The sequence below is a fragment of the Achromobacter sp. GD03932 genome, assembly GCF_029839485.1.
GTDB lineage: Bacteria > Pseudomonadota > Gammaproteobacteria > Burkholderiales > Burkholderiaceae_B > Achromobacter > Achromobacter bronchisepticus_A.
The window spans coordinates 327,266-342,706 of sequence record NZ_JAOCAT010000001.1 but is presented as its reverse complement, the minus strand read 5'-3'; the positions used below and the strand labels follow the sequence as shown (position 1 = coordinate 342,706).

Below are 15,441 nucleotides of genomic sequence, written 5' to 3'. Positions count from 1 at the left end.
TAGCTGCAGCGCCGCGCCCGCGGCCTTCCGCTACGATGCGGGTATCGCAATGTCCCGATTCAAGCACTCAACCCTGGATAGGAAGGATTTCGATGTCTACGACCGCCACCCTGAACGCGGCTGCCGCCCACGCCCCCCGCCTGAGCGTGCCGGCGTTCCGCGCACGCAAGCGCCAGGAACCGCTGGTGATGCTGACGGCCTACACGGCGCGCATGGCCGAACTGCTGGACCCGCATTGCGATGCCCTGCTGGTGGGCGACAGCCTGGCGCAGACGATCTACGGACTGCCTTCCACCGTGCCCGTCACGCTGGACATGATGATTGTGCACGGCGCCGCCGTGGTGCGCGGCTCGCGCCGGGCGCTGATCGTCGTCGACATGCCTTTCGGCAGTTATGAGGAAAGCCCCGAACAAGCCTTCCGATCCGCGGCGCGCATCATGAAGGAAACGGGCGCGGGCGCGGTCAAGCTGGAGGGCGGCCAGAGCATGGCGCCCACCGTCGCCTACCTGTCGGCGCGCGGCATCCCGGTCATGGGCCATGTCGGCCTGACGCCGCAAGCCGTGAACATCCTGGGCGGCTACGGCGCGCGCGGCCGCGGCGAAGCCGAATACGCCCGCATCGCCGCCGATGCCGCCGCCGTGGCGGACGCCGGCGCCTTCGCGCTGGTGATCGAGGGCGTGGTCGAGCCGCTGGCGGCGTCGATCACCGAGGCCGTCGCCTGCCCGACCATAGGCATAGGCGCATCCGCGCGCTGCGACGGCCAGGTGCTGGTGGTGGACGACATGCTGGGCATGTTCGAGCGCACCGCGCGCTTCGTGAAACGCTACGACGACCTGGCCGGCCGCATCCAGCAGGCGGCGCAAAGCTATGCCGGCGAAGTCCGTGCGCGGACCTTCCCCGAATCGGCCCATCTTTACGGCGTGGCGGGCGGCGCCTGATGGCGGCGCGCGTTTCTCGCTAGAATCTTCCCCATGCCTTTCTACGCACACACCTCATGAGCACGCCCCGCATGGACACGCCCCAGTTGCAGGACGCCATCGCGGACGCCATCAGCACCGCGACGCGCGGCGCGGGGCGTGTGAACATCCTGGTCGCGGGCAAGACCGGCGTGGGCAAGAGCACGCTGATCAACGCCGTATTCCGCGGCGACCTGGCCAAGACCGGCGCGGGCAAGCCCGTCACCCAGTCGACCCAGGAATTCACCCGGGCCGGCCATCCGCTCACCATCATCGACACGCGCGGCCTGGAGGTCGGCGACTACGAGCGCTCGCGCCAGCAGCTGGCGGACCTGATCCAGGAACGCTCCGCCTCCGACGACCAGGACCGGCATCTGCATGTGGCCTGGCTCTGCATCCAGGACAGCAGCCACCGCGTCGAAGACGCCGAAATCGAGCTGTGCAACATGCTGTCCGATGCCGGCATCCCCGTCGTGGCGGTGCTGACCAAGGCGCGCAAGAACAGCCCTTTCGTCGACGAAGCGCGCAAGCTGCTGCCGCGCGCCAAACAGGTGGTGGCGGTGCGCGCGCTGCCTGAATGGATCGAGGAGCTGGACGCGGAACTGCCGCCCATGGGCCTGGACAACCTGATCGAGGCCACGGCGCTGCACATCCCCGAAGCGCAGCAGCGGGCCTATGCCAACGCCCTGTCCACCCGCAACAAGAAAGCCCTGGAAGTAAAAAAAAAGCGGGCTGAGATAGAGGTCAACGTGGCCGCCGGCCTGGCCGCCTCGGCTGCCGCCGCGCCGATTCCGTTCTCCGACGCCGTCGCGCTGGTGCCGATCCAGGTCGGCATGATCGCCAAGATCGGCATCACCTTCGGCATGGAACTGAATACCGCCGCCATCACCACGCTGGTCACCTCCACGCTGGGCGCGTCCGCCGCCACGCTGATCGGGCGCTCGGTGGTCTCGGGGCTGCTGAAATTCATCCCCGGCGCGGGCAGCGCGGTGGGCGGCACCATCGCCGCCACCACCGCCGGCGCCATCACCAAGCTGCTGGGCAATGCCTACGTGGCCGTGCTGTACGACTTCTGCCTGAAGCATCCGGGCAAGGACATCGACATCGCGATGATCGCCCAGGCCTTGAAACAGCGCGTCAGCTTCTGACGGGCCGCGTCCGCGCCGGTGTTTGCGCACCAGTGCGGACGGATCCCTTTGCGCACCGGCGCGGACCGTTCCTTGCGAACCGCGCCGCGCCCGCGGCGCCAGATCTATACTTTTCGAACCGCCCCCGCCGCTGCGACGCGCCAGCGGCCCGGACTTCCCGCGCCGCGCGCCGGATGTTCTTGCGCAGGCCCACGCAGCCTGCGCACAGGGAGACTCTCATGACTCGCAAATACATCGATTGCCGCGAGTACCCCAGCGAAATGAATTGTTCGGTGGCCTTGGCCGCGGATTCCGAAAAGGAACTGCTGGAAGCGGCCGTGCAGCACGCCACCACGGTCCACAAGCATGCCGACAGTCCCGAGCTGCGCTCGCAGCTGAAGTCGCTGTTCCACGACGGCACGCCGCCGGTTGAAACCCCGCGGCGCGCCTGACCGCGCCGCGGCCGCCATCGCATCAGCGCTGGCGCGGCCCGCCGCGCCAGCGTCGGCAAACACGGCCGCGCCACGAAGACGCGGCCGTCCGCCGGCGTTATGCCCGGGCGAGCGCGGGCTGCGCCGCGCGCACCGCCTCGAACAGGTTCTTCGGATCCGGCAATTGCGGCGCCACCTCGATGCGGGCGCCGATGCCGTGTCGAGCGGCGGCGTCGCGCAGCCAGCGCAGCGCCGAAAAATCCTCCAGCGCAAAGCCCACCGAATCGAAGATGGTCACGTCCGCTGCGCTCCTGCGGCCGGCGCTCTGGCCGGTCAACACCCGCCACAGTTCCGTCACCGCGAAGTCCGCGGGCATCTGCTGCAGATCGCCTTCGATGCGCGTCTGCGGCTCGTATTCCACGAACACCGGTCCCGCGCGCAGCACGTCCTCGTGCAGTTCCGTCTTGCCCGGGCAGTCGCCGCCGACGGCGTTGATATGCATGCCCGGCTCGACCATGTCCGCGGTCAGGATGGTGGCGTAGGCCTTGTCCGCCGTCACCGTGGTGACGATGTCCGTGCCCTTGACCGCCTCTGCCGCACTATCGAAGCGCACCACGCGCAAGCCGGGCACTGAAGCCAGATTGCTTTCAAGCTTGCGTGTGGCGCCTGCGTCCACGTCAAAGACGTGCAGCGTGTCGACGCCGAGGATGTAATGGAAGGCCAGCGCCTGGAACTCGCTTTGCGCGCCGTTGCCGATAAGCGCCATCTTGCGCGAGTCCGGCCGGGCCAAAGCGCGCGCCGCCAGGGCGGAGGTCACGGCTGTGCGCAATGCGGTGGTCAAGGTCAGCTCGCTGATCAGCAGCGGCTCCCCGGTGCTGACTCGCGCCAGCGCGCCGAAGGCCATCACGGTGGACAGCCCGTCCAGCGGATTGCCTGGATGGCCGTTGACGTACTTGAAGGTGTAGAACTCGCTGTCGGCGGTGGGCATCAGTTCGATCACGCCGGTCGCGGAATGGCTGGCCACCCGCGCGCTCTTGTCGAATTCCTGCCATCGAAGAAAGTCCGACAGCAGATAGTCCAGCAGACCGGAAAAGACCTGTTGCGGGCCTTGCAGGGCCACGATCTTGGCCACGTCGGAAGTTGAAAGCAGCGTCGTCAATTTGTTCTCCCCGAGTTATGGAACAGAAATTCTGGGGGATGGGCAAACCAATTAATAGTGACAATAATCCACACAAAACGCTAAGATTCTGCCATTCTGCCAGCGCCAAATAGCACTATTAACAATGGACACGCTAGATCAGAACCTGCTGGGCCTGCTGCGCGCCGACGCCCGCATGTCCGTCGCCACCTTGGCGAAAAAACTCGATGTCTCGCGCGGCACCATCGACAACCGCATCCGCAAACTGGAAGAGCGCGGCGTCATCCGCGGCTATACCGTGCGCCTGCGGCCCGAGGTGGAAACCGAGGACATCGTCGCCTGGATGAGCATCGCCGTCGAAGGCCATGAAACCCGCAAGATCGTAAGCCTGCTGATGGGCGAACCCAGCGTGGCGGGCCTGCACGACACCAACGGCCGCTGGGACCTGCTGGCCGAGCTGCGCGTGCCCACCATCGACCAGCTGTCCGAAGTGCTGGACCGCCTGCGCACGCTCAAGGGCATCTCCGCCACGGAAACCAGCATCCATCTCAAGACCTTCAAGGCACTCTGAGCGCGGATTGCCCCGGGGAAACCCGATATAAAACTTTGCATAGCCTCCATGATCCAGCGTTATGCATCGTGCGCGGGCAACCTCTCCCTGTCCGTCAAATAGCCCGCCGAATCATGGCCTTAGCGTAAATCCCGCTGAGCCGCTCGCGGCGGCGCGCGGGCCTGCCGCGTGGTTTCCGATTTCCCGATACGCATGCATGCTTGCGTCTTCCGCCGGGCACGCCGCCGCGCGCGCCGCGGCATGCCCTTCCCCGCGCTCGGATTCCCATGACAGACTTCGATCTGACCCTGCACAACGGCCGCATCGTGACGGCCGACGCCGACTTCATCGGCGATATCGGCATCGTGGACGGCGTCATCGCCGCGATATCGACATCGTTGCCAGCAGGCCGCCGCGCCATCGACGCAAGCGGCAGGCTGGTCATGCCTGGCGGCATCGACAGCCACTGCCACGTAGAACAGCTTTCCAGCATGGGCGTGCTGTGCGCCGACGATTGGCACAGCGCCTCCATCTCCGCGGCCCATGGCGGCAACACCACCATCGTGCCGTTCGCCGCGCAGCATCGCGGCCAATCGTTGCGCCAGGTGGCGGATGCCTATGCCACGTCGGCCGCCGAAAAATCGGTGATCGATTACAGCTACCACCTGATCATCTCCGACCCCACACCCGAAACGCTGAACCGCGACCTGCCCGAGCTGATCCGCGCGGGCATCACGTCGTTCAAGGTCTTCATGACCTACGACAAACTCAAGCTGGATGACAAACAGCTGCTGGACGTGTTCGCCATTGCGGCGCGCGAAGGCGCGCTGCCGATGGTCCACGCCGAAAACAACGACGTCATCAGCTGGATCACGCGCCACCTGCTCGCGGCCGGACACACGGCGCCCAAGTACCACGCCGTCAGTCATGACCCCATCGCGGAAACCGAAGCGACACAACGCGCCATCAAGCTGGCTGCAGTACTGGAAGTGCCGGTCCTGATCGTGCACGTGTCGACCCAGGGCGGCGCGCAGGCGATCCATGCGGCGCAAACGCTGGGCGCGCCCGTGTATGGCGAAACCTGCCCCCATTACCTGCTGCTGACCGCCGAAGACATCGACATCCCCGGCGTCGAAGGCGCCAAGTTCTGCTGCAGCCCGCCACCGCGCGACCCGGTATCGCAGCAAGCGCTGTGGCAGAGCCTGGACAGCGGCACGCTGGCGCTGTTGTCTTCCGACCATGCGCCGTACCGCTATGACGAATCCGGCAAGCTGCCCGCCGGCGACGCCACCACGTTCAAGCAGATCGCCAACGGCCTGCCGGGGCTGGAAGTGCGCATGCCGCTGCTGTTTTCGGAAGGCGTGCGCAGCGGCCGGCTCAGCCTGCAGCAGTTCGTGGCGCTCACCTCGACCAACCATGCCCGCATGTACGGCCTGTATCCGCGCAAAGGCACGCTTTCGGTCGGCGCCGACGCCGACATCGCGATCTGGGACCCCGAGAAGACCGTGACGGTGAGCGCCGCCGGCCTGCACGACGCCGTGGGCTACACGCCGTACGAAGGCCGCCAGGTCACCGGATGGCCCGTCACGGTAATCAGCCGCGGCGCCGTCATCATCGACGAAGGCCAGCTGAATGCCGAGCGCGGCCGCGGCCAGTTCATCGCCCGCGGCCTGCCGGCCCCGCTGCAGAAAACGCGCGAGGTCAGTCCGCGCGCGGCCCTGCTGCGCAAGATTTTTCCGACCGTGATCGAGCCGTAGACCACGGCGCATGGCACGCAATCCACAACGACAAGCAATACCTGGAGATCTACATCGTGAGTAACGCAACTCCCGCCCGCAAGATGGGCCTGGCGGTCGCCCAGATGGGCGCAGTCAACCTTGCCGATTCCCGCGCGGCGGTAGTCCGCCGTCTGGTCGAAATGATGCGCGAAGCCGCCGCCCGCAAGGCGGAGTTCGTCGTCTTCCCCGAACTGGCGCTGACCACGTTCTTCCCGCGCTACTGGATGGACGACGCCGAGGCCGTCGAGCGGTACTTCGAGAAGAGCATGCCCAACGCCGACGTGCAGCCGCTGTTCGACACCGCGCGCGAGCTCGGCATTGGCTTTTATCTCGGCTACGCCGAGCTGACGCCCGAAGGCCGCCAGTTCAACACCGCCATCCTGGTGGACCGCAGCGCCCGGATCATCGGCAAGTACCGCAAGATCCACCTGCCGGGCCACTCCGACCACAAGATCGGCGCGCCGTTCCAACACCTGGAAAAGAAGTTCTTTGAAGTCGGCGACCTGGGCTTCGGCGTCTGGGAAACCAACGACGTCAAGATCGGCATGTGCCTGTGCAACGACCGCCGCTGGCCCGAAACCTATCGCGTCATGTCGCTGCAAAGCGCCGAACTGATCGTACTGGGCTACAACACGCCATCGCTGAACATCCACTGGAACGAACCCGCGCACCTGCGCACCACCACGCATGAGATCGTGCTGCAGGCCAGCGCCTACCAGAACGCGGTCTGGGTCGGCGCCGCCGGCAAGTGCGGCCATGAAGACGGCCATCACATGATAGGCAGCTCCATGATCGTGGCGCCGTCCGGCGAAATCGTCGCGCGTTCCAGCGGCGAAGAAGATGAAGTGATCACGGCAAACATCGATCTGGCGATGGGCCAGACCTTCCGCGACCACGTCTTCAACTTCGCCAAGCATCGCAGCCCGCATCACTACCGGCTGATCATCGAACGCACGGGCGCCGGCGATCCGCTGCCGGTGCCGGAAGTGGTCTAAGCCCGGTTGACGATGGCCTGCGTCATCGCAGGCAGTTCTTTTTTGACGATCTGGGAAAACTGGGCCAGAAACGCCTTGGCGATGGACGGCGGAGGTTCGATCCGGGAATGGGAAATGTGCACCGAGAGCGCGATCGCGGGTTCGATCCGGCGCACCACGATGCCCTGCATCAGCGCGTCCGTCAGTCCATACGAATCCACCAGGGCGATGCCGACGCCCTGGCGCACGAAGGAGCACGCGGTCTGCGAAGAACGCACCTCGATGGCCGGCGTGAATCCCTGGCCCAGCGGATCCAGATAGTCGTGCAAGGTCTCGCCCAACGGCGTGTCGCGGCCATAGCCCACCAGCATTTCGCCCGCCAGCATCGCCGGCTCGATTACGCTTTCGCGTGCCAGCCGGTGGCCGGCCGGCAGCACGCAGACGATCTCGCCCTGCGCCAGTTCACTGGTAATCAGGTTGGGATGCTCGGGCTTGAACGTGGAAATGGCGATATCCGCATGTCCCAGCAGCACCTGGGGCAGCAGCGCGTCCATGCCCAGCGGCCGGTAGCGGATGCGCACGCCCGGATTGCGCGCGCAGAATTTCGCGGTAGCGGCAGGGATCAGCCATTCGCCGAAGCTGGGGCTGGACACCACGCTGACCAGTCCCGCGCCATGGCCCGCCATGCCGGCGGCCATGTCGTTCAGGCGGCTGACCCCGGCCTGAATCGATTCAACCTCCTGGAAGAGCTTGCGCGCCTCCTTGGTGGGATGCAGGCGCCCCTTGAACCGCTCGAACAAGGCGTAGCCCAGACGCAGCTCTATCGATGCCAGCACCCGGCTGATGGCGGGCTGCGTCACGTGCAGCAGCCGGCCCGCCGCGCTGAGCGAACCCGTGATCATGATGGCGTGGAATACCTCGATCTGCCGCAGGTTCAACGGCCCGGACCGGACCTTTCCAGGTAACTCCGACATGCTGCTTTATTTCCTCCAGACCTGAACCACGCGCGCACCGCGCCTTACCGCCTCTTTCGCAGGGATTCTACTCAATCGTGTCCAACGCCCGCATCACCCTCGTAAACCCGAACTCCCTGGTCAAGGTCACGGAAGCCATCGCACGCGCGACGGCGCCGTTCCAGGGCATGCCGCTGGATTTCCGCTTCCTGACATCGACCGGCGGCCCCGCCGGCATCCAGACCCAGGCAGAGGCCGACGCCAGCATCGCGCCGATGGCGCAGCTGTTCCGGCAGGAGGCCGCCGCCACCGACGCCTTCATCGTGGCCTGCTTCAGCGATCCCGGCCTGCACGGATTGCGGGACCTGGTCCCGGTCCCCGTGCTGGGCATCGGCGAGTGTTCCGTGCTGACGGCCATGAGCATGGCTACGCGCATCGGCGTGATCGCCATCGCCAGCGCCGCCGTTGCGCGGCACCTGCGCTACTTCCGCGCCATGGGCGTCGCCGACCGCATCTGCGGCGAACTGGCGCTGGACATGAAAGTCAGCGACCTGGCGGATCCGGAAAGCGCCTTCGAGCGCATGACGGCGGTGGGCCGGACGCTGCGCGACGACCACGGCGCCGACGTGCTGATCATGGGATGCGCCGGCATGGCCGACCTGCGCGACAGATTGGAAGAGGCTTGCGGCCTGCCCGTGGTGGAACCCACGCAGGCCGCCGTCGCCATGGCGGCAGGGCGGCTTTTCAGCTGCGCCTGAGTTTCCTAGGCCGCCATCTGCACGTAGTGCCCTGCGGCCACCTGCACCAGTTCGCAGACCTGCGGGTTGTCGCCGACCTTGCGGATCGGGCTGGGAATATCGCGCGCGGTGCTTGCCGCGCGCAGGTGGCGGCGGGCGGGATCGGGAATCGGCACCGCCGACAGCAACCGTTGCGTGTACGGGTGCCGGGGACGATGCAGCACTTCCTGCGTCGGACCGATCTCCACGATCTGTCCCAGATACATCACCGCCACGCGGTGGCTGACTTTCTCCACCACCGCCATATCGTGCGAGATGAACAGGTAGGACAGGTCCATCTCCGCCTGCAGTTCCTTCATCAACTCGATCACGCGCGCCTGCACCGACACGTCCAGCGCCGACACCGGCTCATCGGCCACGATGACCTTCGGGCTCACGCTCAAGGCGCGCGCAATGCACAGGCGCTGGCGCTGGCCGCCCGAGAACTGGTGCGCGTAGCGGTCGAGGAATTCCCGCGGCAGGTTGACCCGTTCCAGCAGCTGAGCGGCACGCTCGCGGCGCTGCTCGCGGCTGAGCCCGCCGTGCACCTTGAGGGGTTCGCTGACCAGGTCCCAGGCATGCAGACGCGGGTTCAGGGAGGCATATGGATCCTGGAAGATCATCTGGATATGCCGCCGCATCTCGCGCATCTGGTCCGGTTTCATGTGAGTCACGTCCTGGCCGGCCAGCCGGATCGCCCCTTCGCTGGGCTGTACCAGCTTCATCAGCAGGCGGCCGGTGGTCGATTTTCCGGAGCCGGATTCGCCCACCAGTGCCAGCGTCTCGCCGGCCCGCAGCGCAAACGACACGCCTTCCACCGCGTGCACGTTCGCCACCACCTTGCCAAACGCCCCCGCCTTCACCGGGAAACGCTTCGCCAGGCCCGCGACCTCCAGCACAACCGGGCGTCCCTGCAGCGCGGCTTCGCCGGGCGAGCCGTCGCCCAGCTTGGGCACGGACGCCAGCAGGTCACGGGTGTAGGGCTGGCCCGGCGCGCCGAACAGCGCGGCGGTCTCGTTTTCCTCGATCTTGTCGCCGTGCCGCATGACCACCACGCGGTCGGCGATCTCCGCCACCACGCCCATGTCGTGGGTGATGAATAGCACCGCCATGCCCACCTCGCGCTGCAGGTCGCGGATCAGGTCGATGATCTCGGCCTGCACCGTCACGTCCAGCGCAGTCGTCGGCTCGTCCGCGATCAGCAGCTGCGGCCGGCAGGCCAGCGCCATGGCGATCATCACGCGTTGGCGCATGCCGCCGGACAGATCGCCCGGATACTGGGTCATGCGGCGCTCGGGTTCGGACATCTTGACCGCGGCCAGCATGGCTTCGGCCTGCTTCCAGGCCTGCGCGCGCGAGATGTCCTGATGCAGCAGATACACCTCGGCCAGTTGATCGCCCACCGTCATCACCGGGTTCAATGACGTCATGGGCTCCTGGAACACCATCGATATCTCATTGCCGCGTACCCGCCGCAAGGCCGACTCTTCCAGTTTGAACAGGTCGACTTCGCGTCCGTCGCGTGGCACGAAGCGGGCCGCCCCCGCCGCGATGCGGCCGCCGGCGCGCTCGATGAGGCGCAGGATGGACAGCGCCGTGACTGATTTTCCGGAACCGGACTCTCCCACCAGGGCCACGGTCTCGCCTCGGCCTATGGTGAAGTCCAGCGATTTCACGGCGCGGTAGGGCTGGCCGCGAGGACCGAACTCCACGCTCAGGCCTTCGACCGCCAGTAGTGTCTCGCTCATCCAGGCTCTCCGTTAAGCGCGGCTGGGGAAAACGCGCGGCGACATATCGTCGATGCTGCGGCCGGCATAGTCACGCTGCGCCACGGTCGCGATCGTCTGCGCCTGGGCACGCTCCACCTGCTGCATCGCGTTTTCGATATCGATGGTCAAGAGCTCGCCATTGCGCACCAGCTGTTCGCCGTCGACGTAGACATCGCGTATGGCCCGGTCCCCGGCCGAGTAGATCAGGCTGCGCAGCGGCTCGCGGCACGGGCGCATGTATGGATGCGACAGATCTACCAGGGAAAAGTCTGCCTTGGCGCCCACGGCCAGCCGGCCGATATCGTCGCGCCCCAGCATCCTGGCGCCATTGACCGTGGCGGCATTGAAGACTTCTTGCGTGGACGCTGCGCGGAAATTTCCCGCCTGCAGCCGCGCCACATAGCAGGCCAGCCGCATTTCATCCAGCATGTTGTGCGGGAAGGTATCGGTGCCGATGCCCACGTTGATGCCGGCGCGCAGGTAGCGGCCCAGGAAACTCAGCGCAATGCCGCGGCGCACGAACACGGTCGGACAATGCGCCACGTGGGCGCCGGAACGCTGCAACAGGCCGAAGTCGTCGGCATGGGGCCAATAGAGCGTGCGGTGATCGTTCAGGAAAATGCCATGTCCGATGATCAGGTCGCTGTTCAGCAGGCCCTGGTCGTCCAGCCATTCGATGGGCGTACGGCCATGCCGGCGCGTCATCTCTGAAAATTCCACCACGCTCTGCGCGGCGTGTATCTGCATCGGCACGCCCAGGCGGCGGGCGGCTTGCTGCGCCTGCTTCAGCAGGCCGGGCGAGCAGGTATCGACTTGCGAGGGGCACAGCATGGCGCTGAGGCGTCCGCTGGGATGATTGATGGCGCTGTCCGCCACGGCCAGCGCCGCCTCGAACGATTTTTCCGCCCCGTCCTCGTCCCAGGTGTATTCGACCGAATGGCCGTCCGTGGTGCGCCATGCGGCGGACCGGAACATGGGTCCCAGTACGCCGCGGATGCCGGTGGCCGCCACCACGTCGGCCCAGCCCGGACGCGGCAGGGACATGTCGACGAAGGTTGTCACTCCGCTCAGCAACATCTCCGACACCGCCACCTGATTGGCATATGGCGCAGTCTCTATGCCCATGCGGAACACGGGCATGTATTCGTACAGCGAGCTTTGGCCCAGCTTATCGCTGCCCAGTTCTTCCAGCAGGCCGCGGTTTCCAGGCTCGGAAGAGGGATGGGTGTGGACGTTGACCAGCCCCGGCATCGCCATCAGGCCGCTGCCGGACACCACCTCATCGGCCGGGCCCGCGTAGCCGGAGCCTGCGTGGATGATGGTGTTGCCGCGCATCACCAGATCGGCGTTTTCGATATAGACGTGCGAGCCCAGTTCGGCGTCCCACGCCACCAGCGTGGACAGGTTCTTGAAATGAGTGGTACGGGATTGATTGCTTGCGCTCACGGAAGGCTCTCAGCGACGTGATGAATGATGAAACGGCGGCGCGGACCGGCCGCGCCGCCATCGCGCTTACTTGAAGGCGATGTCCAGGCCCTTGTAGGCCGCCGCGCCGAAGATGCCGTGCGCCTGCATCGGCTTCATGCGCGGTCCGCCCACCAGGTAGAGCGAGTCGTGGTACAGCGGAATCCAGGCGACCCCGTCCGAAATCTTGGTCAACGCCTTGGACAGGATCGCGTCGCCCTCCTTCGGGTCCAGCGCCTGGCCGCCTTCCTCCAGCCACTTGTCGGTATCGGCATCCTTCCAGTTCATGCGGTTCGGCGTCGGGATGCTGGCCGACAGGAAATAGCTGTTGAGGGCCTCGCCCGTGCTCATGTAGCCAAAGCTCATGCTGAACTCGTCGAACTCCTGCGTGGCCAGCTTGCCCCAGGCCGAGGTCGAGTCGAACAGCTGCACGCGCAGGTCCACGCCGACTTTCTTCATGTCGCCCTGCACGGCTTCCATGATGTCCTTCCAGTAGCCCGTGATCCCGTAATGCAGCAGCGAGAGCTTCTGGCCGTCCTTGTAGCGGTAGCCGTCGGACTGCATTTTCCAGCCGGCCTCGTCCAGCAGCTTTTTGGCGGCGGCCGGGTCATAGCGGTAGGCCTCGTTCTTGCCCGCCGGCGTCTTGGTGGCCAGCATGCTGGTGGCGGGCGCCGCCTCGCCGAAGGTGATGGCCTCGGTCAAGGCCTGGCGGTTGACGGACAGGTTGATCGCGCGGCGCACGTTCACGTCCGCCAGCATGGGCTTGTCGATCTTGAAACCCAGGAAGAAGGTCCAGTAGAACGGGTCAGCCTTGCTCACGAAGAGACGCTTGTCGGCCTTGAGGTCCTTGATCGACCACTGCGGCAGGTAGCGCGACAGGTCCGCCTGGCCGCTTTGCAGCGCCGTCAGGCGGGTGCTTTCCTCCGGCACAATCTTCCAGACGATCCGGTCGACCTTGGGCGTGGGATCCTTGTAGATCGTTGGGCCCCAGTCGTATCCGGCATGCCTGGTCAGCACGACCTCGTTGCGCGGCGTCCAGCTCTGGAAGCAGTAGGGGCCGGTGCCGTCGAAGGCCTTCACGCCATAGTCCTGGCCCAGGGCCTTGACCTGATCGATATTGATGACGGAATGCATGTAGTGCGCCATCTGCTGCAGCAGCTCGTTGTAGGGCTTCTTCAGCTTGTAGACCACGGTGTAGTCGTCGGGCGCCGTGATGCTGTCCACCGGACCCGCGCGCCAGCGCTCCAATCCCTTGGTTTCCGGATTCAGCCAGCGCTCGTAGCTCGCCACCACGTCCTTGGCCGTCATCTTCTTGCCGCTGCAGAACGTCACGTTGTCGCGCAGGCTGAAGGTGTAGGTCAGGCCGTCGGGCGATACGGTCCAGCTCTTGGCCAGCGCCGGCACCGGCGTCTTCATGTCGTAGTCCAGGCCCACCATCGTGTCGGCAGCCATGAACAGCACCTCGGCAGCGCCGCGCGCGGTGGTGCGGTGCGGGTCGTATTTGTCGGTATCCAGCTCGCGCAGGATCAGGACAGTCTTGTCGGACTGCGCCAGCGCGGGCGTCTGCACGGACAACAGAAAGGTCAACGCCAGCGGCGCGAGGGCCAGGCCCTTGGTGATCGTCATGGTTGTGGTTTCCCCGAAGTTGGTCTGATGTGTGGTCAAGCGCGCCGCGGTTCAGAACCGCAGCTTGGGATCGAGCGCATCGCGCAGGCTGTCGCCCAGCAGGTTGAAGGCCAGCACGATGAAGAAGATCGTCATCGTCGGAATGGTGGATATATGCGGGAACACCTGCAGGAACTTGCGTCCGTCGGCGGCCATGCTGCCCAGTTCGGCGAAAGGCGGCTGCGGCCCCAGGCCCAGGAACGACAGCACCGATCCCAGCAGGATGGTGTGGCCTAGCTGCAAGGTGGCGTAGATCATCAGCATCGACGAACAATTCGGCAGCAGGTAGCGCGTGATCAGGTAGAAGTTGCCGAAGCCCATCGCGTGGCCGGCTTCCATGTATTCCTGTTTCATCACCACCATGGCCGAACCGCGGGCGATTCGCGCCATGCCAGGGATGGCGGATATGCCCAGGGCAAGCACCATGCTCAGCGTTCCAGGCCCCATCAGCGCCGACAGGCTGAGCCCGAACAGGATCGCGGGAAACGACAGCAGCACGTCCACCACGCGCATGATCACGCCTTCCAGCGGACGGTAATAGGCCGCCAGGATGCCGAGCGCCGCGCCGATTCCCGACCCGCCGATGACCGCCAGTACGCTCAGCATCAACGTGGCGCGTATGCCGTAGATGATGCGCGACAGGATGTCCCGGCCCTGCACGTCGGTGCCCAGCAGATAGGCCACGCCCTCGGGCGAGGTCCAGCCCGGCGCCTTGCGGGCGATGGACATGTTGGTGGAATAGGGGTCGTGCGGCGCCAGCCAGGGCGCGAACACCGCCGTCAGCACAATCGCGATCACCGCCAGCAGCGACAGCAGCAGGATGGGGTCGCGGCGCAAGCGCGATGCGAGGCGCGCCAGCGGCGCGGCCATGGCCTGAGGCGGCACGCCGCCCAACGAAGAAGTCGCGCCTGCGCTCATGATTTTTGTCCTCGCGGATCCAGGTAGCCGTAGAGCAGATCCACGATCAGGTTGATGACGATGAAGCCCAGCGCCGTCACCAGGATCGCGCCCTGGGCCAACGGGAAATCGCCGGCAAAGATCGCGCCCACGGCCATGCGGCCGACGCCCGGCCAGGAATAGATCTGTTCGGTCACGACAGCGCCGCCCAGCAGGTTGCCGACTTGCAGGCCCACCAGCGTGACGATGGGCAGGAGCGCGTTGCGCAGCGCGTGGCGCAGCACCACGCGGCGCTCGCCCGCGCCTTTGGCCCGGGCCGTGCGCACGTAGTCGCCGCTGAGCGTTTCGATCACGGCGGTACGAGTGATGCGCGCCACCGGTCCGATCAGCACCGAACCCAGGGTCAAGGCGGGCAGGGCGATGGACTGCAGCCCGGCCAGCGTCCACAAGGGGCCATTGCGGCCGATATAGGGCAACAGGCCCGCGCCCCCCACGTGCTGCACCAGCAGCAATCCGACCCAGAACACCGGCAGCGACACGCCGACGACCGACAGCGTCATCACGAACCGGTCGATGAGCTTGCCGCGCCGGTAGGCGGCCAGCGTGCCCAGCAGGATGGCCAGCGGGACCGACCAGACCACGCTGGCCAGCATCAGCTCCGCCGTCGCGCCTATCGTGGCGCCGATCTCGTCGATCACCGGCACGTTGGAAATCATCGACCGGCCCAGGTCCAGATGCAGCAGGCGCCACATGTACATGGACAATTGGTAGGCCATCGGCTTGTCCAGGCCCAGTTCCTGGCGTACCTGCGCCAGCTCTTCCGTGGTTGCCGTAGGCCCGGCGATGACGGCGGCGGGATCGGCCGGCGCCACTTGCAGGAGGACGAAGCACACCACCACCACGCCCAGCAGGACGGGCAGCGAGATGGTGAGGCGGTTGAGCAGTTGCCGGATCATGCGACGC

At 66.1% G+C, this 15,441-nt stretch carries 14 protein-coding genes; 7 read left to right on the top strand and 7 right to left on the bottom strand.

Going from position 1 to position 15,441, the window contains the following annotated elements:
* The first annotated feature begins 92 nt into the window (after positions 1–92).
* From panB to N5C88_RS01585, 3 genes are all read left to right on the top strand, one after another.
* Positions 93–938, top strand: coding sequence for a 3-methyl-2-oxobutanoate hydroxymethyltransferase (panB, locus tag N5C88_RS01595; protein WP_280014520.1), 846 nt, complete (start codon positions 93–95; stop codon positions 936–938).
* A 56-nt stretch (positions 939–994) separates the two neighbouring features.
* Positions 995–2,104: a GTPase gene (locus tag N5C88_RS01590; protein WP_059377011.1), complete on the top strand. Its 1,110-nt coding sequence runs from the start codon at positions 995–997 to the stop codon at positions 2,102–2,104.
* A 218-nt stretch (positions 2,105–2,322) separates the two neighbouring features.
* A complete protein-coding gene (locus N5C88_RS01585; RefSeq protein ID WP_059377009.1) occupies positions 2,323–2,535 on the top strand; it encodes a DUF1059 domain-containing protein in 213 nt (70 codons plus the stop codon).
* A 97-nt stretch (positions 2,536–2,632) separates the two neighbouring features.
* Here the strand turns inward: N5C88_RS01585 and N5C88_RS01580 are convergent, their stop codons facing one another.
* Positions 2,633–3,673 (bottom strand): ornithine cyclodeaminase, encoded by a 1,041-nt coding sequence (locus N5C88_RS01580; RefSeq protein WP_280014519.1) that lies wholly within the window; start codon positions 3,671–3,673, stop codon positions 2,633–2,635.
* 124 nt (positions 3,674–3,797) lie between these two features.
* On the opposite strand from N5C88_RS01580, the gene N5C88_RS01575 reads away from it, so the two are divergent.
* The 3 genes from N5C88_RS01575 (at position 3,798) to N5C88_RS01565 (ending at position 6,975) form a co-directional block, all read left to right on the top strand.
* Positions 3,798–4,223 carry an Lrp/AsnC family transcriptional regulator gene (locus N5C88_RS01575; protein ID WP_059377005.1) on the top strand — a complete coding sequence of 142 codons (426 nt, stop codon included), beginning with the start codon at positions 3,798–3,800 and terminating at the stop codon, positions 4,221–4,223.
* A 266-nt stretch (positions 4,224–4,489) separates the two neighbouring features.
* Positions 4,490–5,959: a dihydropyrimidinase gene (hydA, locus tag N5C88_RS01570; protein WP_280014518.1), complete on the top strand. Its 1,470-nt coding sequence runs from the start codon at positions 4,490–4,492 to the stop codon at positions 5,957–5,959.
* Between the two features lie 83 nt (positions 5,960–6,042).
* Entirely contained in the window at positions 6,043–6,975 is a 933-nt protein-coding gene (locus tag N5C88_RS01565; protein ID WP_187523969.1) for an N-carbamoyl-D-amino-acid hydrolase, read from the top strand.
* On the opposite strand, the gene N5C88_RS01560 is transcribed toward N5C88_RS01565, so the two are convergent.
* Positions 6,972–7,928, bottom strand: a complete 957-nt coding sequence (locus N5C88_RS01560; RefSeq protein WP_251878586.1) for a LysR family transcriptional regulator — start codon at positions 7,926–7,928, stop codon at positions 6,972–6,974. The two genes, N5C88_RS01565 and N5C88_RS01560, sit on opposite strands and share 4 nt — an antisense overlap.
* A gap of 77 nt (positions 7,929–8,005) precedes the next feature.
* On the opposite strand from N5C88_RS01560, the gene N5C88_RS01555 reads away from it, so the two are divergent.
* Positions 8,006–8,665 (top strand): aspartate/glutamate racemase family protein, encoded by a 660-nt coding sequence (locus tag N5C88_RS01555; RefSeq protein WP_280014517.1) that lies wholly within the window; start codon positions 8,006–8,008, stop codon positions 8,663–8,665.
* Between the two features lie 5 nt (positions 8,666–8,670).
* On the opposite strand, the gene N5C88_RS01550 is transcribed toward N5C88_RS01555, so the two are convergent.
* The 5 genes from N5C88_RS01550 to N5C88_RS01530 form a co-directional block, all read right to left on the bottom strand.
* Positions 8,671–10,431 carry an ABC transporter ATP-binding protein gene (locus N5C88_RS01550; RefSeq protein WP_118932308.1) on the bottom strand — a complete coding sequence of 587 codons (1,761 nt, stop codon included), beginning with the start codon at positions 10,429–10,431 and terminating at the stop codon, positions 8,671–8,673.
* Between the two features lie 12 nt (positions 10,432–10,443).
* The gene (locus tag N5C88_RS01545) at positions 10,444–11,898 is read right to left on the bottom strand and encodes an amidohydrolase family protein (protein ID WP_280014516.1); all 1,455 of its coding nucleotides are present in this window, start codon (positions 11,896–11,898) and stop codon (positions 10,444–10,446) included.
* A 66-nt stretch (positions 11,899–11,964) separates the two neighbouring features.
* The gene (locus N5C88_RS01540) at positions 11,965–13,542 is read right to left on the bottom strand and encodes an ABC transporter substrate-binding protein (RefSeq protein WP_251878580.1); all 1,578 of its coding nucleotides are present in this window, start codon (positions 13,540–13,542) and stop codon (positions 11,965–11,967) included.
* A 51-nt stretch (positions 13,543–13,593) separates the two neighbouring features.
* Entirely contained in the window at positions 13,594–14,499 is a 906-nt protein-coding gene (locus N5C88_RS01535; protein ID WP_059376989.1) for an ABC transporter permease, read from the bottom strand.
* Positions 14,496–15,434, bottom strand: a complete 939-nt coding sequence (locus tag N5C88_RS01530) for an ABC transporter permease (RefSeq protein ID WP_059376986.1) — start codon at positions 15,432–15,434, stop codon at positions 14,496–14,498. The genes N5C88_RS01535 and N5C88_RS01530 overlap by 4 nt, the downstream gene beginning before the upstream one ends.
* Positions 15,435–15,441 lie beyond the last annotated feature (7 nt).